This is a genomic window from Exiguobacterium sp. s138 (assembly GCF_018618775.1).
Lineage (GTDB): Bacteria > Bacillota > Bacilli > Exiguobacteriales > Exiguobacteriaceae > Exiguobacterium_A > Exiguobacterium_A artemiae.
Genome location: NZ_JACSMW010000008.1, coordinates 81,283 through 103,379 on the forward strand (window position 1 = coordinate 81,283; position 22,097 = coordinate 103,379).

Here is a 22,097-nt window from a genome sequence, read left to right on the forward strand (position 1 = left end):
GGAATGGGACCGAAAAAACAGACGGCCGGATGATTCGGACCGTCTGTCTTCAGGATATTTTCTTAGTTTGCTGTTTCAATCGGATCCTTCTCATAAATCGGAACCCAGCCGTCCGTTGTCACGAAAATCCGGACCGCCACAACTTTTCGATCCTCTTGGAGCGTGAAGTAATGGCGTGTGTTGACTGGTACGGAAATCAAATCACCCGGGTTCAACTCAATGTTGTAATAGCCGACTTCGTCATCCTGGATCGCAAACACACCGTGCCCGCTGACGATGAACCGGACTTCGTCATCCGTATGGTGATGCTCCTTTTGGAAGTTGACGAGCAACTCATCCAAGTTCGGTGTTGCGTCAGACAGGGAGATGATATCAGCCGTCTGATAACCGCGTCGTTCCGAAACATCGGTGATTTCCGGTTGGAATGTATCAAGGATCGTTTGTTTGTCCGCATCCGTCAACGTGTACGTATCGACCAGTTCTACCGGGAGCTTCGAGACATCCCATTGTTCGTACAGGACACCACGTGAAACGAGAAAAGCAGATACCTCGTTTTGATCCGTATACCGTTCGTTTGTTTTTTGGAAAAGTACTGTTGCCATTGTAAATTCCTCCTTTTAATAAATCGCCTGTCGGCACGTTTGCAGTTTTAAAGTGTAGCTGAACAAAAATTCAAAGGCTTCCAACTGTTTTTTGGCTTCAAAAGCAGTCGGTGCCCAGACCGTGATGCCGTGATTGCGAATCAAAACGGCGCCGCTTTGCGTTTTTACATGGTTGGCAAACACTGCAGCAAGAGTGGGGATATCCGCATGGTTCGGGATAATCGGCACGACGACTTCCGCATCTTCTTCCCAACGGCCGAGTGCCTTGATGATTTCCTGACCGGTAAATCGGATTTCCCCACGGTCTCCGTAGAGTTCCGAAATGACATTGTTGTCGACCGTATGGACGTGAAGCGAGCAGCCGGCCGATGTCCGGTTAAACACTTCGACATGAAGTAAGGTCTCAGCAGACGGACGTCCATTTTGTTCGCCGATCAATTGACCGGTCGCGTCGACATGGACGAAATCGTCCGGCGTGTCCTGGCGTTTATCTTTGCCGCTTGCCGTCACAAGAAATTCCGTCGGACTGCTGTTCGTCCGAATGGCGAGGTTACCGCTCGTACCGGGAAACCAGTCGCGTGCAGCGAACTCCTGCTTGATCGCGCGGAGTTCTTCGTATCGTTTCAAAAATGTCATGCATGCACCCCCGTTGTCTGCAGATGATCCACAATGTCGTAAAACGTTTCAAACGGCGTGTACGGAATACCGTGCTGTTCGCACAGCGTAATCAGATAATCACGGGCGTAGACATGATCAGCCTGTTTCGCCAGTTCAAAATCCGTCACGGAGTCACCAATCGCGATGATCGTGTCACCGTCCTGCTTCAGCTTCCGGGCGATTGACGTTTTACAACAGCCGCATTGATTCGTACAGGCCGCATCACAGGCGTGTGGCCATTCAATCTGCACTATCTCCTCACTGAAGTCACTGCCGTTACAGTAAATCGCTTCATCTGTCAGTAAATCGGCAAGAATCGGTTCGACAAAAAAGTCGATCCCGCCGCTGACGATGGCAAAGTCGATTCCGTTCAATTTAGCAAAAGCGAGTAAGGTCTCAAAGCCGGGACGGATGACAGCCCGATCAATCAAAAAATCAACATAATCTTGTTTTCGATCTGATGGGAGCAACCGGAACATCTGTCCGACCCCGGATTGAATCGACAGCGAGCGGTCGAGCACACCTTCTTTCAACGGTTCAAACGCTGCCGGCGGGGCAAATTCCTTCATCAAGGCGATGATATTATCGTGTTCCGTCACGGTCCCGTCAAAGTCACATAATATCCGGATCGTCATTTCGTAATCCCCCAGGCGTCGAGAGCGACCCGAAGTTCTTCCTGCCGCGTGGCGGCACTCGTCAACGATTCACCGGCAAGTGCTGCGTCGAGGGCTTGGCGGAAAGCGAGGACACCGGCCGCAGCGCCCTGCGGATGACCGTGAACGCCGCCGCCGGCATTGATGACGGAATCAGTCCCGAAATCCCGAACGAGCTGAGCGACGAGACCGGGATGAATACCTGCCGAGGGAACCGGAAGAATCGTCTTCGTTTCTCCGATCCGTGTCGCTTCGACAGCAATTCCGCGCGCCAAGTCTTTGGCGAGGGCGACGTTTCCGTACGGCGACGGGAATAACGTCAAATCGGCACCGGCCAGCCGCGGTAAAGTCCCTAGTAAAACAGGGGCTGCAATGCCGTATTCGGGGCTTGCGATTAAGGCTCCGCTTAAGGCCGGATGATTAAAGATCGGAACGGAAATGTCCGGATCAGCCGCCAATTCGCGCAGGACATCGAGTCCATATGTAAACGTATTGAGCAGGAAAGCGGTCGCACCGGCTTCGATCAAACGTTTCGCCTGATCCTTTAAGCCGAAGACGGGACCACTCAACGTAATCGCGTAAAGCGCCCGTTTGCCGGTTTTTTCGTAATGGGCATTCAGGACTTCACGTCCGATCCGTGCCCGGTCAAGTGCCGGTGTCAACGGATTGTCGTATAGAATCTCATCATCTTTGACGAGATCGATGCCGCCCGCGAGCTGCGCTTCGAGTTGTTCCCGCAAAAAGGTGAGGTCCCGACCGATGACGCCTTTAAAGATGCTCATCAACAGAGGACGGTCGTGGACTTGAATCAATTGACGGACGCCCTCGATGCCGAATTTGGCGCCGGGGAAGTCAGTGGTGAATGAAGCCGGAAGCTGTAAATCTGTTAATTTGATTTGTCCGTCGAGCGACAGTTTGCCGAAGACCGTCGTTAAGATGGCGGAAAAGTCGCGTGAGACGTTGTGTTCCGGATAACGGATCGTGATGTAGCCTTTGCCGTCATGTTCTTCGGTATGAACAACTTGTCCTTTGAACGATTCAAGCTGCTGTTGTTCCAAATGATTTAAATCGGTCCACGAACCAACGGTCAAACCGAGCGCGATTTGTTCTGCCCGTTTTGGTAACTGATCCGTCGTTCCGAGTTGGTAGGTTGCGGTAATATACGTCATATCGACTGTCTCTCCCTTGTTGAAGAATACAAAAATGGTCCCTCGTCAATGACAAGAGACCATGAAAAATTGCGCGTGGACTCTTATCTGTCAGCGTAATAGCTGCAAGAATTAGCACCGTGCCAAGTGGTCGGTTGCTGCGACATCGTAGGGCTCGTCCCTCCGTCTGCTCTTGATAAGAATTGGATGAAATTGTGAAATCTAATTGCAATTTTTACATGAGATTCGTCACTTGTCAAACTATATTTTGAAAATTTATTTTTTTGAAAATACTTCTTCTATAGACGGTTCCGTTTTTGAAGCCACTTCACTAAAAAATGGAATTGACAGACGGCTAGCAACGCACGTAGTATTCAAATCAACATCAATCACACGACAACTACATATGACTCTTATCGTGAGTTGGCAGAGGGAATTGGCCCGAAGACGCCGCAGCAACCGACCATCCGGCACGGTGCTACATCCAACAGACATTCGTCTGAGAGATAAGAGGACGGAATATTCTGCCGCGCCTCTTTTCTTTGACGAAAAGAGGCGTTTTTTCGTGTGATCACCAAGGAGGAAAACAGAATGGGGTATCAAGCATTTACAGTACAGGACGCGATTGAACGGGTCCGGACAATTGGTTTGATCGGCAATGAACCGGTGACGGCAGAAGAAATCGGCGACGGGAATTTAAATCTCGTTTTCCGGATTCAGGCAGGAGAAAAACGACTGATTTTAAAGCAGGCGTTACCATATGCGAAAGTCGTCGGCGAAAGCTGGCCGCTGTCGCTCGAACGGGCCTGGATTGAACAATCGGCCCTAAAAGAATTCGCGAAAGTCGCCGTTCCGTTCGTCCCGCATGTCTACCATGCGAGCAAAGAAGAAGCATTCACAGTGATGGAAGATTTGTCGCACCTGACAATCGTCCGGGGCGGACTGCTTGAAGGGGAGGAGTATCCGTTGCTCGCGGAACACATCGGTTCGTATTTGGCGCGGACGCTGTTTTATACATCGGATTTTGCACTTGGACCGGTCGCAAAAAAACAAGTGGCGCGTAACTACTATAATCCGGATCTCTGTGATATCACGGAAAAATTAATCTTTACGGATCCGTTTTATGACGCGGAAACGAATGCGATTGAAGCAGGACTCGAAGCGGAGGTCGCCCGGATTTGGAACGACGCGGAGCTGAAACGGGAAGTCGCGAAGCTTGAAGCATTGTTCATCACGAAGGGCGATGCGTTATTGCACGGGGACTTACATACCGGAAGTATTTTTGCTTCAGCCGATGAAACAAAAGTCATCGATCCCGAGTTCGCCTTTTACGGACCGTTCGGTTTTGATGTCGGACAATTCATCGCGCATCTCTGCTTTGCCGCGTATCCGAACTATGCCGAGTTGCGGGAAGCACGGGTCAAGGATATCGACACGTTTTGGCTGACCTTTGCTTCGACGTTCAAAGCGTTATGGGAACGGGAAGCCGCCGAACCGTTCCGTTCAGCGGACGGGCTTGTTGACGATGTCCTCAGCACGATTTTACAGGACGCACTTGGCTTTGCCGGTTGTGAATTGATCCGACGGACGATCGGACTCGCACCGGTCGCCGACCTTGAGAGCATCACTGATGAAACAGAGCGACTCGAGCGGAAACGGCATGCGTTACGTCTTGGAGTGGCACTGATCAAACGCCGGACCGAATGCAAGACGTTCACTGATTTACGAAACTTCGATTTGACGGAGGAACTCAGCCGATGAGCCGATTCGTTCAGAGCATCATCTATGAAAACCGGACGGTGACGATTTTGGATCAGACCCGTCTTCCGGAAGAAGAACATTATGAAATCATTCATGACTTGGCGCAGGCGATTGACGCCATCAAACAATTACGGGTCCGCGGCGCACCGGCCATCAGTCTGTTCGGCGGATTCGTCCTCGTTCAGGAAGCGTTTCGGACGACAGGGACGCTGACTGAAGCAAAACAGGGGCTGTTGACGGTGTCGGCACAATTACTTGCGACCCGTCCGACGGCGGTCAATCTACGAAATGTCCTTGATGAGCTGAATCAGCTGATCGTTTCAGCTACGACGCTAAAAGAACTGCCGATACGTCTCGAACAAAAGGCATTGGAACTTTATACGACGGATGCCAAGACATCACGTCAAATCGGGGTTCATGCACTGGAATTGTTCGAGTCCGGTGATCGGGTACTGACGATTTGTAATGCCGGATCAATTGCGACAGCAGCTTACGGAACGGCGCTCGCTCCGTTTTATCTTGCGAAAGAACAGGGGATTCCGCTCGCGGTTTATGCTTCGGAAACGCGGCCTTTGTTGCAGGGTGCACGTTTGACGACATGGGAGTTGCAACGGGCAGGGATTGACGTCACCTTGATCACGGACAATATGGTCGCGCATACGATCAAAGAAAAAAAGATCACGGCAATCATCGTCGGAGCGGACCGGATTACCCGGAACGGCGATACCGCCAATAAGATCGGAACGTTTCAGCTGGCCTTGCTGGCCCGTGCGTTTGGCATTCCGTTTTACGTTGCCGCACCGCTCTCGACGTTCGATTTTACGAGCCTGTCAGGAGACGAGATCGAGATTGAAGAACGCGATGCACGTGAAGTGACACAACTTGCCGGAAAAGCGACGGCACCGGCCGGCGTAGCAGTCTTTAATCCGGCATTTGATGTGACACCGCATGAATTGATCACGGCGATCATTACGGAACTCGGAGTCATCGAGCATCCTTCCGTAGAAACGATTGAACAAATGGTTGGACAGCAAACAAACTAAACAGACAGGGGAGATCGAGATGAAAAAATTAGCATTGGCTGTACTGGCACCAGCGGTCTTACTGGCTGCTTGCGCGAACAGTGAAGCAACACCGATGAAAAAAATCAGCGGTGTACCGGAAGGGGTTCAGGGTGATGTCAAGATTGCCGTTATCCGTAACCTTGCTTCCGACGACCATACAAAACAGTTTTTGGACGGCGCCCGCTCGGAAGGGGAAGCACTTGGTTTTCAAGTCAACACGTTTATCTCGGAAGGGAATGACGTCAAGTTCAAGGAGTTGGTCGCCCAAGCCGTTCAGCAGGATTATGACGGATTGATCATCTCGCACGGCAAAGAGGATTATGCCTATGACATGATCAAACCGGCCATCGACAAAGGCATCAAAGTCGTGACATTTGATACGGTGACGAAGAAAAAAGACCAGACATTAAAAGGTATCACAGAGACATTCCAGGATGACCATAAACTGGCCCAGCTGTCGCTCGATGAAGTGACGAAAGTGAAGGACGACAAGCCGGTCCGTGTCATCAAACTATGGTTTGGTCCGGGATTTGCCCCGCTTGACCGCCGTCAGGAAATCTACAAAACGTATGAAGCGGACGGCAAAATCAAGACGCTTGAAACCGTCGGACCCACGAACTTCCAGGATGTCCAAGGGGATATTGCGACGAAGATGAACGCGATTCTCGCCAAGTACCCGAAGGGCAGCATCGATGCCGTCTGGGGCGCCTGGGATGAAGTCGCCAAAGGAGCTTATAAGTCTTTAAAAGACAACAAGCGTCAGGAAATTCCGCTGATTTCGATCGATGTCTCGAATCAGGACATCAATCTGATGCGTGAAAAGGGCAGTAACTGGGTCTCAACGAGTGCCGTTGATCCGCATTTGATCGGGCAGACGGATATGCGCCTGCTTGCGAAAAAGCTGGCCGGCGAAAAAACACCGGATAGTTTTGATCTCGATGCCAAACTGGTCGAACAAAAAGCACTCAAGGCGGATACGACGATGTACAATCTCGATACCATCATCAAAGGCTGGAGTACATCCGAAAAATTCAATGAGCCTTGGATGGATCAGTTGCGGAAAGCGAATGACGGGAAATGACGCCTCCGGTGAACGAACAACGACTGGAAATGCGGGGGATTTCAATGGAATTCCCCGGTGTCAAGGCGCTGGATGACGTTCACTTTTCCGTGAAACGCGGGGAAATCCACGCGCTTGTCGGAGCGAACGGAGCCGGTAAATCAACGCTGATGAAAGTCTTGGCCGGCGCCTATGCGTCATACGAAGGAACGATTTTGTTCGACGGTGTACCGCTTGCGATTGATTCACCAAATGCCGCGAAACGGGCCGGGATTGAAATCGTCTATCAGGAAGTCGATACGGCACTGGTCGATTATTTGACCGTCGCCGAAAACATCTGTCTCGATATGCTGGCGAGCGGACAGTTGAAAGGAGTCATCCGACGCCGGCGGTATGAAGAAATCGCCGAGCGTGCTTTACAAAAATTGAAAGCATCGATTGATGTCCGCCAACGGGTCAGTGAGTTACGGTTGGCCGAGAAACAACTCGTCCTGATTGCCCGTGCCCTCGTGCAGGAAAGCCGGTTTTTGATTTTGGATGAACCATCCGCTCCACTCAGCGGCCGGGAAACGGAACAACTGTTTCGGATCATTCGCGAGTTGGCGGAGAAGGAACATCTGGGTGTCATCTTCATTTCTCACCGTCTGCAGGAGTTGTTTGAGATTTGTGAATCGATTTCCGTCATGCGCGACGGCAAGCTGGTATCGCGGCAACTTCTTGCCGGACAAACGAAAGAAACGGTCGTCGAACAGATGCTGGGCCGGCGTTTGCAAAAAAGCAGCCGCGAGGCGCGTCCGGCTGGTGCCCCCTCACTTGAGCTTGACCGTATCACGGTCGCGGGACAACTGGACGAGATCTCGTTAACGGTCCGTGCTGGAGAAGTAATCGGGATTGCCGGATTGGTCGGTGCCGGAAAAACAGAACTGTGTAAAACGATTTTCGGATCGATTCCGGTCACTTCGGGATTGATGCGTCTTGCGGGAGAAACACGGCGTATCCGTTCGGCGTATGATGCGGTCCGGCTGGGCATCGGACTCGTGCCGGAAGAACGACGGAAAGAAGGAATTTTGGTCGCGGATCCAATTGAACAAAATATGACGGCGGCCAGCCTCAAACAATTCGTCAACCGATTCGGGTTTGTAGAGAAGAAAAAAGAACGGGCAGCGGCAAACCGGATCGTACAGCAACTGTCGATTAAAGTCAGTGATACCCGACAACGTGCCGCTGAGTTGTCCGGTGGTAACCAGCAAAAAGTTGCCATCGGGAAATGGTTGCTGGCCGACGCTTCCGTCCTCGTATTGGATGAACCGACAAAAGGGGTCGATGTCGGGGCGAAAGCGGAAATTTTCCAAGTGATTGATCAACTGGCAGCAGAACGGAAAGCCGTCATCTATGCCTCGAGTGAACTGGATGAACTGCTGGCAGTGACCGACCGGATTTATGTCATGTATGACGGACAGATCGTATTCGAGGCGACCACTTCGGAAACAACCGAAGAACAATTATTGTGGTATGCAACAGGAGGACAACAACATGAATGATGTATTGCACGAACCGGCTGCACAGCCGGAAGCGCCGCGAACAGCAGCGGGAAAACCGGTGCTGCGTTTCTTGAATGACTGGGGCATCGTCCTCGCGATTCTTGCACTGATCCTGTTTTTTTCCATGACGGCACCGAACTTTTTACAGGGGACGAATCTAGTCAATATTTTACGAAGCATTTCAATTGTGACGATCATCGCCATCGGCTTGACGGTTTCGTTGACAGTCAACGGGTTTGACTTATCCGTCGGTTCGACCGCGACGTTTGCCAGTTCACTAGTCGTCTCGTTTTTTGTCTGGTACAGTCTGCCGCTCGGCGTATCGATTGGTCTGGCTCTCGTGATTGCCTTGGCGGTCGCACTCGTCAACATTCTGTTAATCGTGAAGTTCAAGATTCCGGATTTGTTCGCAACGCTTGCGACGATGTTCATTTTTGAAGGTGTCGCGATGACGTATACCGGCGGCGGCTCGATCAGTGCCGGGATGCCACGTCTTGATGGGACACCAACGGTCGGACTGATCCCGGAATCGTTCTTAAAAATCAGTCAGGCGCCTTGGATCATCCTCATAATGCTTGTCGTCGTAGCGGTGACACATGTCTTTTTGAACCACACACGGCACGGACGTTTTTTGTATATCATCGGTGGAAATCCGGAAGCAGCGCATCTGACGGGAATCCGGGTGAACCGGTATCGCGCAGTCGCGTATCTGATTGCCGGATTACTGGCGGCCGTTGGCGGTATTTTACTGGCGTCACAAGTCGGTTCTTCCCAAATTAACGCCGGATCGGGTTATTTGATGCCGGCTGTCGCAGCAGCCTTCATCGGTTCCTCATTTGCCGGCCAAGGGAAACCGAATGCGCTCGGCACACTCGTCGGTGCCTGTCTCGTCGGAATTCTCGAGAATGGACTCGTCATGTTATCGGTACCATATTATTCCCTAAACATCATCAAAGGCGCCGTCCTGGCGATTGCTTTAGCGTCGACCTATTACCGTTTCAAAAAAAATTAAAAAAAGTGGTTTAAGTTCTAATAGAATCGGTAATATTCAGTATATGAAAGGATGGTGATGCACATGAATGATTATCAATGTATAGGGAACGATCGCATGTCGCTTCGAGAAGAAGAGGATCACCGGACTTGACGGACGCAACATGACAATAGACACGAAGTGATTCGTGTTTTACGTGCAGATTGCACGGCTCAAGAACGGTTTACGATATGTGATCGTTCCTGAAAGCAGGAAGGGGGAGTCGCGAACAGCGGCGCCCCCTTTTGTGCGTATTCAGCTACCCCCATGCCTTTAAAAGCATTGAAAAATATGAGATGATATAAAAAGTCAGAAAATTCAACTACTAAACAGCAAGGGGCCAGACAATGCGAACATATACGAAGGAGATTCAAGCGATCATCGACAACGTAGAAAAAGTCATTATCGGAAAAGAGAATGTCATTACACAATCTTTAGCCGCGTTACTTGCCGGAGGTCACGTCTTACTGGAAGACGTACCGGGTGTCGGGAAAACGATGCTCGTTCGTGCATTCAGCCGTTCGATCGGTTTGACATTTAAGCGTGTCCAATTCACACCTGATCTGCTGCCGTCCGATTTGACGGGGGTTTCGATGTACAACCAGAAGACGAGTCAATTTGAGTATCGCCCGGGTCCTTTGATGGGAAACATTGTCCTGGCAGATGAAATCAACCGGACCTCACCGAAAACACAATCAGCCTTACTCGAAGGGATGGCGGAAGCGAACGTAACGGTGGATGGAGAAATTCACACGCTTCCTAATCCCTTTTTTGTCATGGCGACCCAAAATCCGATTGAACACGAGGGGACCTATCCGCTTCCGGAAGCCCAACTCGACCGGTTTTTAATTAAGGTCAAGATGGGGTATCCCGATTTTCAACAGGAGATGAAGCTGCTGACACGGTTCGAGCGGGATGAACCGATCGAGACGCTGGAGTCCGTCATCACACGCGACGAATTGTTACGGATGAAAGAAGACGTCAAGGCTGTGCATGTCTCGCAACCGGTCAAAAAATATATCGTTCATTTGGTTCAGGCGACCCGGACCCATGCCTCGCTTTATCTCGGAGCCAGTCCACGATCTTCGATTGCCCTGATGAAAGTGGCACAAGCGTGGGCGTATATGGAAGGACGGTCCTTCGTCTTACCGGATGACGTCAAGGAACTGCTGACTCCCGTACTCTCGCACCGTTTGATCTTAACGGCGGATGCCCGCTATCATGGGCAGACGGCAGAACGAATTCTGGAACAAGTGAAAAAAGAAGTCGCCGTGCCGATCCAGCAAGACGTGGAGTCCTTATGACAAAATGGCAAATCGGTTGGCGTTACGCCGTCTTGCTGATTACAGTCACAGCTCTGTGGATCTATGCCCGGATTGACGGCGGAAACGTCGCTTCACTGTTGGTTTATATCATGGCAGGGTTAACCGTCTACTGGACGCTGTTTTTGATCTGGCCGGTCACACAAGCAATCGCGACGCGGGAAGTTTCAAATAAGATGTTGATTGCCGGAACCGATCTTCCGGTTTCACTTCGAGTCCGGCGGAAATATCCGTTTCTCATCGGTGCCGTCGATGTCACGGAAGCCGTACCGGACACACTCAGTGAAGAACCGCTCGATATCCGGCATCCGCTCCGGGCACATTACCGGAAAGTCGAGCACATCGATTATCTGATTCCTTCCATCCGCCGGGGACTGTATCAAATTCCCGGCTGTGTGCTCGAAATCCGTGATCCGTTCGGCTTGTTCATGCGGAAAAAACTCTATCCGGTCGAAACGTATCTGGCCGTCGAACCGGCTCGGTTAGCGGTTCAACTGCCGCATGAGGATGATCGCGGCGACGGCGGGATTTCACCCGTCTCCCTGGATCTCCGGCAATCCTCCTTTACGGTCGTTGGTGTCCGTGAGTACGTCAGCGGAGACCGGATGAATCAGATTGACTGGAAATCGACCGCGAAACGCCAAGGATTGATGACGAAAACGTTTGAGCGGGAACAGGAACGCGAGACGACGATCGTCTTTGACGAAGGAACCGTCAGCGATGAAAACTTTGAAAAAAGTATTTCCATGCTGGCTGCCGCAACGGATCAATTGAATAAACGTCATCTGAATTACCGGATTCATCTCGTCGGACATGGTGTGCAGTCGTTGTCGTTGCCGCTTGAAGGCGCAAAACTGACGCATTACCTGATGACGGCGCAACCGAGCCGGACCCGGTCGTTCATTGAATCCTGGGAATACTCTTCCAAAGCGTTACGACTGAGCGGAAATGTCCTGTTCATCACACCGGACCTTGAATCCAACAATGAAATGTGGATTTCGAAAATCCGGCAGGAAGCAAGCGTTCATGTCTATACACCAGAGAGGAGGACGACCGGATGATGCGACGACTGATTTGGAATCTGCTCGCCGGACTGCTGTTCGCGAGTTTCATGCCGCCGCTGCTTGAGCTGACGACGTTTGAGAGTGTCATTCCGTTTCTGCCGCTTCTGTTGACACCACTTTTGCTGTCGCATGTCCGACGCAGTTGGTTTTTACTCGGCAGTTTACTGGCATTGCTCGTTTCGTTCTACTTGATTTTGATTCCCGGCGAAGCACCGTGGAACCTGTTCCGTGAAATTACCGGCGACATCAACCGTGTCATCAACGGTGAATTACCGGGACGTCCGGCTTTTGCGTTCTCGATCGGACTGATCAGTTTCCTGATCGGCTATCTGGCGCGGCGGACGTTTCCGAACCGCGGATTCGTCTTCGGACTGGCACTTGGCGTCATCGGTTTTATTGCCTATTGCGACACGTGGACGGATTACTCCGGTGAACAGTTCATCATCTATCCGATTGTGCTGGCTCTGTTTTTGTTATATGCGACAGAAGTCAGTGAACGGCCGATGGCGTCTTATGTCCGTCCGTTCAGCGCCTTGCTGATCATCGGAGCGACGGTGGTTGCCGCAGTTCAGAGTCCCGTCATCAATGCAACATGGCAAGACAGCTGGTATGACTGGACTGACGGTTTTGAGAGTGAGGGCACGTCGTCGAGCCAGATTCAAAAAGTCGGATACGGCAACAACGACGAACAGTTGGGCGGTCCGTTCCAGATGGACGACCGGGAAGTCTTTCAGGTCGAAAGTGAAGGCAGCCGTTACTGGCGTGTCGAGACAAAAGACGTCTATACCGGCAAAGGCTGGGTCCTGTCGAAATCGGAACCGGAAGTCGATGCGCGGGGATTTTTCTCGCACTTCGGAGATGATGTCAAGACACGGGAAGAACGGGCGACATTTGAACTGTCACGGGAGCTGCCGTTTGTCCCGTATAACGGGGACAATGTCCGTTTGAGTGTAGATAAGCAACGGCAAAATCTGTTGATTGATCCGGAAAATCAAAAGGTCTCGTACCTTGATGATGCGGAACGCCAGCAAAATTATCAGATTCAATACACGTATCCGTTGTTTACGGAAGAATTGCTCCAGACGGATGAGCCGATTACATTGTCGGAGATGGAGCAGGACCGGTATTTACAGTTACCGGATACGTTACCGAATCGTGTCCGAGATCTCGCGGAAGAGATCGTCGCGGACGAAGACAGTCCGTGGGACAAAGCGAAGGCGATCGAAAGTTATTTTGAGCAGGAAAACTTCGAATACAATACGGAAGAAGTCGCCGTACCGGAAGAAAATCAGGATTATGTCGATCAATTTTTATTTGAGACGAAACTCGGCTACTGTGATAATTTTTCGACGTCCGCGACCGTGTTATTACGCGCTGTCGGTTTGCCGGCCCGCTGGGTAAAAGGATTTACGGGCGGCGAATCGGATGTCATCGGGGCAGCCGTGACGAGTTATACGGTCCGCAATAAAAATGCCCACTCGTGGGTCGAAGTCTATATCGAAGGACCGGGTTGGGTACCGCTCGAACCGACCGTCAGTTTTGACGGAGCCGGACAATATACGATTGATCAGGAAACGAATAATGAGACCGAACAAGCGAATCCGCAACGCGATACGGAGACCGATACGGAAACCGCAACACCGGAACGTCCGCAGGAGAATCTGCTGGATGAAGAACAAACGACGACAGCAGCGCAGACCGAACAACAATCGTTTCCGATTTGGCCGGTTGTCGGTGTAATCGTCGGACTGGTATTCTTGTATCTGTTCCGGAAACCGTTGACCCGGACCGCGGCGATTTTATTTTTCCGCAACCAGCTTCATCGTCCGGAAGGATTCAAGCGGATGTACCGTTTCTTATTGCGCCGTCTCGACAAACAAGGCTTCCACTACAAGGACGGCCGGACACTGACGGAACTTGCGCATGAGGTTGACGGATATTACGAAACGTATGCGATGCGTCCGTTGACGGATGCCTATGAACGGATGGTCTACGGAGGCGAATCGTTATCGGTTGATAAAAAACGTGAATATTTCGAAAATATCATTCGACGTATAGAGGGTTGATATTTTCGAATTGATACAGTTACAATGGGAACAACGTAAATCATACATGCATCTCCTTTGTATATACTCGCGAATATGGCGTGAGAGTCTCTACCGGGTCACCTTAAACGACCTGACTATGAAGGAGCAGACCCTTCGTATACACTTTTTTGTGAAGCGGCCTGCTCTTTTTCCATTTATCTATGGGGGAAGAGTGGGCTTTTTTCATCGGGGTACGCATGAAATTGGAAAGGCGGGAATAGATTTGGAAGCACATTTGGACCAAGAAATGATCCTCGTCCTCGACTTTGGAGGTCAGTACAATCAATTGATCACACGCCGCATTCGTGATCTCGGAGTTTACAGTGAACTGCATTCGCATAAGATCACTGCAGCGGAAGTAAAAGACATCGCACCAGCCGGTATCATCTTCTCCGGGGGACCACGGAGTGTCTACGCAGAAGACGCGTACCGCTGTGATCCAGAAATCTTTGACCTCGGCATTCCGATTTTCGGAATTTGTTACGGTATGCAATTGATGTCGCAACACTTTGGTGGAACGGTTGAACGCGCCGGACACCGCGAGTACGGAAAAGCGACGTTGACACTCAACGATCCATCGCCGATGTATGCGAACCTCCCGCTCGAACAGACGGTTTGGATGAGCCACAGTGACCTCGTCACATCGGTACCAAACGGTTTCGTCGTCGATGGAACAAATGTCTCGTGCCCAATTGCTTCAATCAAAAACGAAGAGCTAAAGATGTACGGCGTCCAGTATCATCCGGAAGTCAACCATACGATGTTCGGTAAAGAACTCTTGAAAAACTTCCTCTTCGAAGTCTGTCAGTGTACGGGCGACTGGTCGATGGAAAACTTCATCGAAATCGAAATCGCAAAAATTAAAGAAGAAGTCGGCGATAAAAAGGTCCTTTGCGCCCTTTCAGGCGGTGTTGATTCATCTGTCGTCGCGGCACTCATTCACGCAGCAATCGGTGACCAGTTGACATGTATGTTCGTCGACCACGGTCTCTTGCGTAAAGGGGAAGCCGAAAGTGTCATGAAAACATTTGCGGATCACTTCCACATGAACGTCATCAAGATTGACGCGCAGGACCGCTTCCTCAACAAGTTAAAAGGCGTTTCGGATCCGGAAGAAAAACGAAAAATCATCGGGAACGAATTCGTTTATGTATTCGACGAAGAAGCGTCGAAGCTGACGGATATGGACTTCCTGGCTCAAGGAACGCTTTATACGGATATCATCGAAAGCGGAACAGATACGGCCCAAACGATTAAATCACACCACAACGTTGGTGGATTGCCGGAAGACATGCAGTTCAAGTTGATCGAACCGATCAACACGCTGTTCAAGGACGAAGTCCGCGAACTCGGAAAAGAACTCGGTTTGTCGGACGAAATCGTCTGGCGTCAGCCGTTCCCGGGACCAGGTCTCGGGATCCGTGTCCTCGGTGAAATCACAGACGAGAAACTTGAAATCGTCCGCGAATCCGATTTCATCCTCCGTGATGAAATCAAAAAAGCCGGTCTTGAACGCGAAATCTGGCAGTACTTCACAGTCTTGCCGCCGCTTCGTTCAGTTGGTGTCATGGGTGACGAGCGGACATACGACTATGCCGTCGGAATCCGTGCCGTTACATCAATCGACGGGATGACATCGGACTGGGCACGCATCCCGTGGGACGTGCTCGAGAAGATTTCTGTCCGGATCGTCAACGAAGTTCAGAACGTCAACCGCGTCCTGTACGATGTGACGTCGAAACCACCTTCAACGATTGAGTGGGAGTAAGAACTAGACTTACTGAGGGGATTTGTCTCATGAAGCCTGTCCTACCAACGTGTTAAAGGACACAGGTGAAAGGAAATCCGTTTCACCTTCAACAATTGTATTTCAAAATGAAGCTCTCTTTTGTTCACATGATTTGTGAATGAAAGGGAGCTTTTTTCGCGACTAAAATCATGGAACTGTTGAGTGACGTCAAACTGAACCAACAAATTCTAAGGAGTAAAATAAGACACACCGAGCTGTGTATCGTACAGTTGATATAATATGAAGTCAGTAATGAAATGGAATAGGTGGCGAACCACTATGATTGATTGGACATGGCCTGAAGTTGATCGATTAGAGCATCAAGAGAATTGGAATGAAGCAAAAGAATATCTTATAAAAGCATGGCAACAAAATCCGACGGACTTAAAAACGACTGTACGACTTGGCTTTTTTTGTTGGTATGTCGTAGTCGAACAAGGGCCGCTTGGGATTACAGATGCAGATATAGATACGGATGAATTAGAGTCTGTGTTGACTGAAGTGACAAATTTCGGTTTGGCTCATTTTATAACGCATGAAGATTTTCTCTGGTGTTTTGGTTATATGATTTCCATGTTTCCTTATTACTTTGGAGACTATGAACAGTGGGAAGAAAAAGGGATTTCCATGTTAAAGCATGCTTATGAATTGTATCCTGAGGAACCTATATATAAATATTCTTACTTAGGATCTTTCACGAATACTTATCGAACACGTCGAACACGTAAGAATGAATTAAAGCGGGTAAAACCTGTTTTAGAAGATCGATTTAGAGGAGAAGGCCTACTGTCTGAGTACTTTAAAAGTATATTTAGCTAACATTCCAGATGATTTTTAATCCTCATTTTTTTGCATGAGATCTGATGTATAAAAAATGTGAAGAAGTATAGAGGGGTTAAGGCGAAATATTAGTTTTTTTGTTGATTAATGCAAAACATGGAATGCCAGAAGAAAGTCTGTTGCTAAACCAGCGCGGACTTTCTTTTAATTAAACATGTGAAAAAAAAGTTTAATTAAAAAAGAAGTAGGGGAAATTCAAAATGTTGGCATTTAAAATTACTTGTAAGCGTTTGATATTTGATTTTAACATTGAATTTTAAACGCTGTTTATCCCAAAGGAGGAGAAGGTCATGAGTAGAAAAGAAAATACATTTATCGACGTGTTTAATACCCAAGCGGAAGTATTAAGTAAAGTGAATGAATTAAAGGCACAGGGTTACAATGAAAGCGATATGTATGTCGTCGCACAAGATAAAGATTCGTTTTCTATGTTAAAAGACCAGACAGACGTCCATGTGGATACTACGGGTGAAGAGCAGCATCAAGGATTCATGGGAAAATTCATGGCCGCCTTCTCTGAAGATTCTTCTACGGAAGCATTCAGTGGTATGGGACTTGATCGTACTGAATCGGAAGAGTACCGTCGTCAAGTACAAAACGGCAAATTAGTATTATATGTAGACAGTGATTATGGGGATTCTTACGAAAAACACAATCAGAGTTACGGTCAAGGGTACGGCGTTGCTTCGGATGTGAACGAGGATGAAAAATACGGCGCAACTTCAGGAGTGGACCGGAATCAAGATTACAATAATTCTTCAGAAATGGATCGGACATCTACTACTTCACCAGATGTCGGGACAGAAGAAGAACGGATTCGCCTGCATGAGGAACGTTTGAATGTTGATAAAGAAAGAGTACAGACTGGAGAAGTAAATGTCAGCAAACGTGTAGTCGAAGATCAGCAATCCATTGAAGTCCCGATTGAGCGTGAAGAAGTGTATGTAGAACGTCGTCCTGTCAATGAAAGTGAAACAAGAACAGATGCGTTTGTAGATGAAAATGACTCGATTCATGTCCCGCTTTCTGAAGAACGCGTTGTCGTTTCAAAACAAGATGTTGTTTCTGAAGAAATTGTTGTTGGTAAACGGAAAGTTCAAGATACTAAAACTGTCTCGGAAACAGTACGTCATGAAGAGGCAGACATCGATGATGGTACGAATACGACAAACAATCTTGATCGGGATAATAATGGAGATGAAAGACTTGAACGAGATAACAATCTTGATCGAAACAACGGACTTGATCAAGGAGATAGAAGATAATTCTATAGCTAATTGCTAAAAAGAGAGTGGCTCATCAGCTACTCTCTTTTTTTTGATCCGATACGATATATCGCGTTTTTATTTCTTTTCTTCAAAAAAACGTGTGTTTAAGTGTAGATTTTAGTAACGTAAAAAAGAGTCCGATGATTAACAGATAGAAAGAGGAGTTGGAAGAAGATGAACGGACGAAATCCGGTTTATGATCACGCCAAATTGACCTTGATTTTTTTGGTGGTTCTGGGTCACTTAATCGAACTTTTTATTGTGAAAAGCCGAATGCTAGAAGGTGTGTTTAATTTTATTTACGTGTTTCATATGCCGGCCTTCATCTTCATTTCCGGTTATTTTTCAAAGGCGGAATTAACCGTCAGAACCGGACTAAAACTTTTTTTTGATTACCTCGTACTGTTCGTACTCATTCAACTGATATTTGTGGCAGTCATGAAGGAAATCGGAATGGATCAATATCAATTTTTGACCTTCCAACCGGCTTATATTTATTGGTATTTGTTTGCGATGTTCGCTTGGAGTTTAATGCTGCCAGCAGTTCTTCAGTTGGCGCGATTTACTAAACTCGGAGTTGGACACATCGTGGTCATCAGTGTTCTGATTGCTTTAGTTGCCGGTTACGTCGAACAGATCGGCTGGATGTTCAGTTTGTCACGGATTTTGGTGTTCTTTCCGTTTTTTGTACTCGGTTATTATTTCAAGAGTCAAGGTTGGAAAATCTATCAAGCATTCCCGAATCGTAAAATAGCTGTAAGTGTCATGATGATCGTTGCTCTGATGATGTGGATTTGGCCGAACCTTTTTCAGTTTGGTTTGCTGAGTGGAGCGAATTCGTATTCCAAGATTGGATTAACCGATACAGGACCAATCGTACGACTTGTTCTGTATATGGTGCAGTGCGTCATGATTGTAGCGTTCTTCACACTAGTGCCGCGAAAACCGTTCTTATTTTCTCATCTTGGAACAAAGACGTTGACCATCTATATTCTTCATGGATTCATCGTCAAAGGACTTGTTGCCGCTGCATATTTTAATGAGCTTACCGTAGAGAGAGTATTACTCCTGCCGTTTTTGGCATTCTTGCTTGTAGTGGTCTTAGGGAGAGTTCCGCTTCGGTTTCAGTTATCACGGATTATTTTTAAGAACGACAAGCATAATCAAAAAAACTTAGGAAATGTCAGCTGATCGAAAAAACGCTTCCAAAACCGAACGTTCGGTTTATTTAAACGACTAAATTTCGCTTTTATGGTTGACCGGTGATTTAGAGCGTGCTACGATGTGTCTGTTCTTATCTTAATCATCCACTAAAAAAACAAAAAATAATGCCGTATAATTCTGGGGATATGGCCCGGAAGTCTCTACAGGAACACCTTAAAGGTTCCTACTACGGCGTGCACTGATTTCCGGTGTGCGCTTAAAGAAACGGCTTTTACCGCTTAGGTAACTGCCGTTTTTTTCGTTTCTTGAGACGGCTTATTTGGAAAGAGGGCAACCATGAGCACACAGATGAAACCGCAACAACCAAAACAAAAGGAGAATGCGATTGCGCGTTACTTCGACTTTAATGGACTCGGTACGAATATGCGGACAGAGTTCATCGCCGGTATGACGACGTTCTTCGCGATGGCTTACATCTTGTTCGTCAATCCGAACACACTCGCAGAAGCGGGAATGGATGCCGGAGCGGTCTTCGGTGCAACAGCACTCGTTGCGATCATCGGTTCGGTCACGATGGGCTTACTCGCCAATTATCCGATTGCCCTGGCACCCGGTATGGGACTAAACGCGTTCTTCGCTTACAGCGTCGTTATCGGAATGGGTATCCCGTGGCAAACAGCTTTATCCGGTGTTTTAGTATCCGGTCTGGTTTTCATGGTGTTAACAGCGTCTGGGATTCGGGAAACCATCATCAATGCAATTCCTGAACCTCTTAAAATGGCAGTAGCTGCCGGAATCGGTTTATTCATTGCTTTCATCGGTTTAAAAACGGGTGGCATCGTCGTCGCCAACGAAGCGACACTCGTCTCACTCGGTAACCTCGGTCAGGGGACAACATTACTTGCTGTCTTCGGCTTAGTCATCTCAGCTATCTTAATGACACGTGGCATTAAAGGGGCGATCTTCTTCGGAATGATCATCACAGCAATCGCCGGTATGATCTTTGGTTTAATTCCGGTGCCGTCAAGTCTCGGTGAAATCGTCTCAGCTCCGCCAAGTATCGCCCCGACATTCGGTCAAGCGTTCTTACACTTTAACGAAATCTTTACGGTTCAAATGGCAGTCGTCATCTTAACGTTCTTCTTCGTTGATTTCTTCGATACAGCAGGAACACTAGTTGCGGTCGCTAACCAAGCAGGACTGATTAAAGAAAATAAAGTCCCGCGTGCCGGTCGTGCCTTGATTGCGGATTCAACAGCAACAGTTGCCGGTTCGATTCTCGGAACGTCAACGACAGTCTCTTACATTGAATCAAGTGCCGGTGTTGCAGCAGGTGGTCGCTCAGGTATGACGGCGATCGTGACAGGATTATTCTTCGGACTTGCTTTGTTCTTCTCACCGTTGCTCGCGATTATCACAGCACCGGTCACGGCGCCAGCGTTAATCATCGTCGGTGTGTTGATGGCTTCATCACTTCTCCAGATCGACTGGAAGAAGTTCGAATATGCAGTGCCGGCTTTCTTGACAGTCATCATGATGCCGCTGACGTATTCGATCGCAACCGGGATTGCTTTCGGATTCCTGTTCTATCCGATCACGATGATTGCAAAAGGACGCGCGAAAGAAGTCCATCCGATCATGTACGCCATGTCACTCGGATTCCTGGCTTACTTCATCTGGTTACATTAATTTTTTGATTGCTCATGACGTCTTTCTTCTATATAGAAGAGAGGCGTTTTTTTTATGCAGGAGGGAAAGGGGATTAAGAGGAGGTGTTCGTATGATGAAAAACCCGACAGGTCCGGTTTTTGAATATTTAGCCGAGCACAATGGATTGATTCAGACGGCACGGAAAATCGGTCTACCGTTAGGCGGAACCTTTTTTGTCGGAGGGCAGGAAACGGAAGAAACGATTCAAACGGTCCGGGAATTAAATAAAGACGGACGGGCGGTAACGGTTGATTGTCTCGGTGAATTCATCGAAACAGAACAAGATGCAATCGGGATTGCTGACGAATGCATCAAAGTCATCTACTGCATTGCGGAAGAAAAGTTAAATGCCCAAGTCTCTTTAAAACTGACATCAGTCGGATTACGGCTTAATCCGCAAATCGCGGAGAAGCAGATGACAAAGATTTTGGAAACGGCAGAACTGTTCGATATGCGTGTGACCGTTAATATGGAAGAAGAAGCGGTGTGTGAAACGATCATTCAAGTTTTTGAACGGTTGCACGGTCGTTTTTCAAATGTCGGGATTGCTTTGCAAGCCAACCTATATCGGACGCGCTTTGATCTTGAACGATTGCAGTCGACAGTTCGTGTCGTTAAAGGAGCATATACAGGCCCGGCAGATATTTATATTGAGCGGAAAGAAACGGTTGATGCAACATATCTGCAACTCGTCAAACAAAATCTTTTGCAAGGCTGTTATACGCAAGTTGCGACACATGACGAAGATATGATCCGGGAAGTCGTTCGCTTTGTTCACCAGCATAGCATCGGATCCGAACAGTTTGAGTTTCAAATGCTTCAGGGGATGCGGCCGAAGCGTCAACAGGAATTAGTGAAAGAAGGATTCCGTGTCGTCATTTATGTTCCGCATGGCGTCGACTGGTATACGTATCTGATGAAACGGTTGGCGGAACGACCGGCTAACATTGGATTTACCATGATGAGTATGTTGAGACTTTAAATCCTTTACAAAGGGTTTTTAAATCCTTTGTAAAGTTTTTTTAAAATAATGCTTGTGTTTGTCGAATTTTGTTGTTATATTAATAAATGTTCCAGCGAGACGCCTTTTATAAACGGTTTGTTGGGGCTGAAAAATCTTTTTCTCAAACATGGTTGACATAATCATAAGAACCTGTTAATCTATTGAAGTCGCTAATACGACGCGAAAGAAATGACGAACTTTGAAAACTGAACGATGAGGCAAAAAACGTATCTTCGGATACAAATAATGAATGAAGCGCAAGCTTCGTCAACGTGACTCCGGTCACAAAAACGAGCAAGTCAAACACTTTATGGAGAGTTTGATCCTGGCTCAG

The 22,097-nt window shown here is 48.3% G+C and carries 18 protein-coding genes and 4 riboswitches; of the genes, 14 read left to right on the forward strand and 4 right to left on the reverse strand.

Annotated elements, in window-relative coordinates; genetic code table 11:
* Positions 1-62: 62 nt before the first annotated feature.
* Genes KNP91_RS14160 through KNP91_RS14175 form a run of 4 tightly spaced genes read right to left on the reverse strand, consistent with a single transcriptional unit; the run spans position 63 to position 3,081 of the window.
* The gene (locus KNP91_RS14160) at positions 63-602 is read right to left on the reverse strand and encodes a 1,2-dihydroxy-3-keto-5-methylthiopentene dioxygenase (RefSeq protein ID WP_214767803.1); all 540 of its coding nucleotides are present in this window, start codon (positions 600-602) and stop codon (positions 63-65) included.
* 15 nt (positions 603-617) lie between these two features.
* Positions 618-1,238: a methylthioribulose 1-phosphate dehydratase gene (locus KNP91_RS14165; RefSeq protein WP_214850646.1), complete on the reverse strand. Its 621-nt coding sequence runs from the start codon at positions 1,236-1,238 to the stop codon at positions 618-620.
* Complete coding sequence (locus tag KNP91_RS14170; protein WP_214850650.1) at positions 1,235-1,894, reverse strand: 2-hydroxy-3-keto-5-methylthiopentenyl-1-phosphate phosphatase; 660 nt, start codon at positions 1,892-1,894, stop codon at positions 1,235-1,237. Before KNP91_RS14170 ends, KNP91_RS14165 begins: the two co-directional genes overlap by 4 nt.
* Positions 1,891-3,081, reverse strand: a complete 1,191-nt coding sequence (locus KNP91_RS14175; RefSeq protein ID WP_214850653.1) for a 2,3-diketo-5-methylthiopentyl-1-phosphate enolase — start codon at positions 3,079-3,081, stop codon at positions 1,891-1,893. Before KNP91_RS14175 ends, KNP91_RS14170 begins: the two co-directional genes overlap by 4 nt.
* 80 nt (positions 3,082-3,161) lie before the next feature.
* A riboswitch (SAM riboswitch) is annotated at positions 3,162-3,263 on the reverse strand.
* Between the two features lie 207 nt (positions 3,264-3,470).
* Positions 3,471-3,573: riboswitch (SAM riboswitch) on the forward strand.
* Positions 3,574-3,651: 78 nt separating this feature from the next.
* Here KNP91_RS14175 and mtnK point away from each other — a divergent pair.
* The 14 genes from mtnK to KNP91_RS14245 all read left to right on the forward strand — a co-directional run bounded on the left by mtnK (position 3,652) and on the right by KNP91_RS14245 (position 21,742).
* Positions 3,652-4,821 carry an S-methyl-5-thioribose kinase gene (gene mtnK / locus KNP91_RS14180; RefSeq protein WP_214767815.1) on the forward strand — a complete coding sequence of 390 codons (1,170 nt, stop codon included), beginning with the start codon at positions 3,652-3,654 and terminating at the stop codon, positions 4,819-4,821.
* Complete coding sequence (gene mtnA, locus KNP91_RS14185) at positions 4,818-5,864, forward strand: S-methyl-5-thioribose-1-phosphate isomerase (protein WP_214850657.1); 1,047 nt, start codon at positions 4,818-4,820, stop codon at positions 5,862-5,864. The genes mtnK and mtnA overlap by 4 nt, the downstream gene beginning before the upstream one ends.
* A gap of 19 nt (positions 5,865-5,883) precedes the next feature.
* Positions 5,884-6,966 (forward strand): sugar ABC transporter substrate-binding protein, encoded by a 1,083-nt coding sequence (locus KNP91_RS14190; protein ID WP_214850660.1) that lies wholly within the window; start codon positions 5,884-5,886, stop codon positions 6,964-6,966.
* Entirely contained in the window at positions 6,963-8,486 is a 1,524-nt protein-coding gene (locus tag KNP91_RS14195) for a sugar ABC transporter ATP-binding protein (RefSeq protein WP_214850662.1), read from the forward strand. Before KNP91_RS14190 ends, KNP91_RS14195 begins: the two co-directional genes overlap by 4 nt.
* Positions 8,479-9,498 (forward strand): ABC transporter permease, encoded by a 1,020-nt coding sequence (locus KNP91_RS14200; protein WP_214767827.1) that lies wholly within the window; start codon positions 8,479-8,481, stop codon positions 9,496-9,498. Before KNP91_RS14195 ends, KNP91_RS14200 begins: the two co-directional genes overlap by 8 nt.
* 365 nt (positions 9,499-9,863) lie before the next feature.
* Entirely contained in the window at positions 9,864-10,820 is a 957-nt protein-coding gene (locus KNP91_RS14205) for an AAA family ATPase (protein WP_012369342.1), read from the forward strand.
* Positions 10,817-11,899 (forward strand): DUF58 domain-containing protein, encoded by a 1,083-nt coding sequence (locus tag KNP91_RS14210; RefSeq protein WP_214767830.1) that lies wholly within the window; start codon positions 10,817-10,819, stop codon positions 11,897-11,899. Before KNP91_RS14205 ends, KNP91_RS14210 begins: the two co-directional genes overlap by 4 nt.
* A complete protein-coding gene (locus tag KNP91_RS14215) occupies positions 11,896-13,968 on the forward strand; it encodes a transglutaminase TgpA family protein (protein WP_214850664.1) in 2,073 nt (690 codons plus the stop codon). The genes KNP91_RS14210 and KNP91_RS14215 overlap by 4 nt, the downstream gene beginning before the upstream one ends.
* 37 nt (positions 13,969-14,005) lie before the next feature.
* A riboswitch (purine riboswitch) is annotated at positions 14,006-14,107 on the forward strand.
* 129 nt (positions 14,108-14,236) lie between these two features.
* Positions 14,237-15,757 carry a glutamine-hydrolyzing GMP synthase gene (gene guaA, locus KNP91_RS14220; protein WP_035387773.1) on the forward strand — a complete coding sequence of 507 codons (1,521 nt, stop codon included), beginning with the start codon at positions 14,237-14,239 and terminating at the stop codon, positions 15,755-15,757.
* Positions 15,758-16,057: 300 nt separating this feature from the next.
* A complete protein-coding gene (locus KNP91_RS14225; protein ID WP_214767834.1) occupies positions 16,058-16,597 on the forward strand; it encodes a hypothetical protein in 540 nt (179 codons plus the stop codon).
* 311 nt (positions 16,598-16,908) lie between these two features.
* Positions 16,909-17,883, forward strand: coding sequence for a YsnF/AvaK domain-containing protein (locus tag KNP91_RS14230; RefSeq protein ID WP_214850666.1), 975 nt, complete (start codon positions 16,909-16,911; stop codon positions 17,881-17,883).
* Between the two features lie 177 nt (positions 17,884-18,060).
* The gene (locus tag KNP91_RS14235; RefSeq protein WP_214850669.1) at positions 18,061-19,077 is read left to right on the forward strand and encodes an acyltransferase family protein; all 1,017 of its coding nucleotides are present in this window, start codon (positions 18,061-18,063) and stop codon (positions 19,075-19,077) included.
* 120 nt (positions 19,078-19,197) lie between these two features.
* Positions 19,198-19,299: riboswitch (purine riboswitch) on the forward strand.
* A 135-nt stretch (positions 19,300-19,434) separates the two neighbouring features.
* A complete protein-coding gene (locus KNP91_RS14240) occupies positions 19,435-20,739 on the forward strand; it encodes an NCS2 family permease (protein ID WP_026829315.1) in 1,305 nt (434 codons plus the stop codon).
* 91 nt (positions 20,740-20,830) lie between these two features.
* Positions 20,831-21,742 carry a proline dehydrogenase family protein gene (locus KNP91_RS14245; RefSeq protein ID WP_214850671.1) on the forward strand — a complete coding sequence of 304 codons (912 nt, stop codon included), beginning with the start codon at positions 20,831-20,833 and terminating at the stop codon, positions 21,740-21,742.
* Positions 21,743-22,097 lie beyond the last annotated feature (355 nt).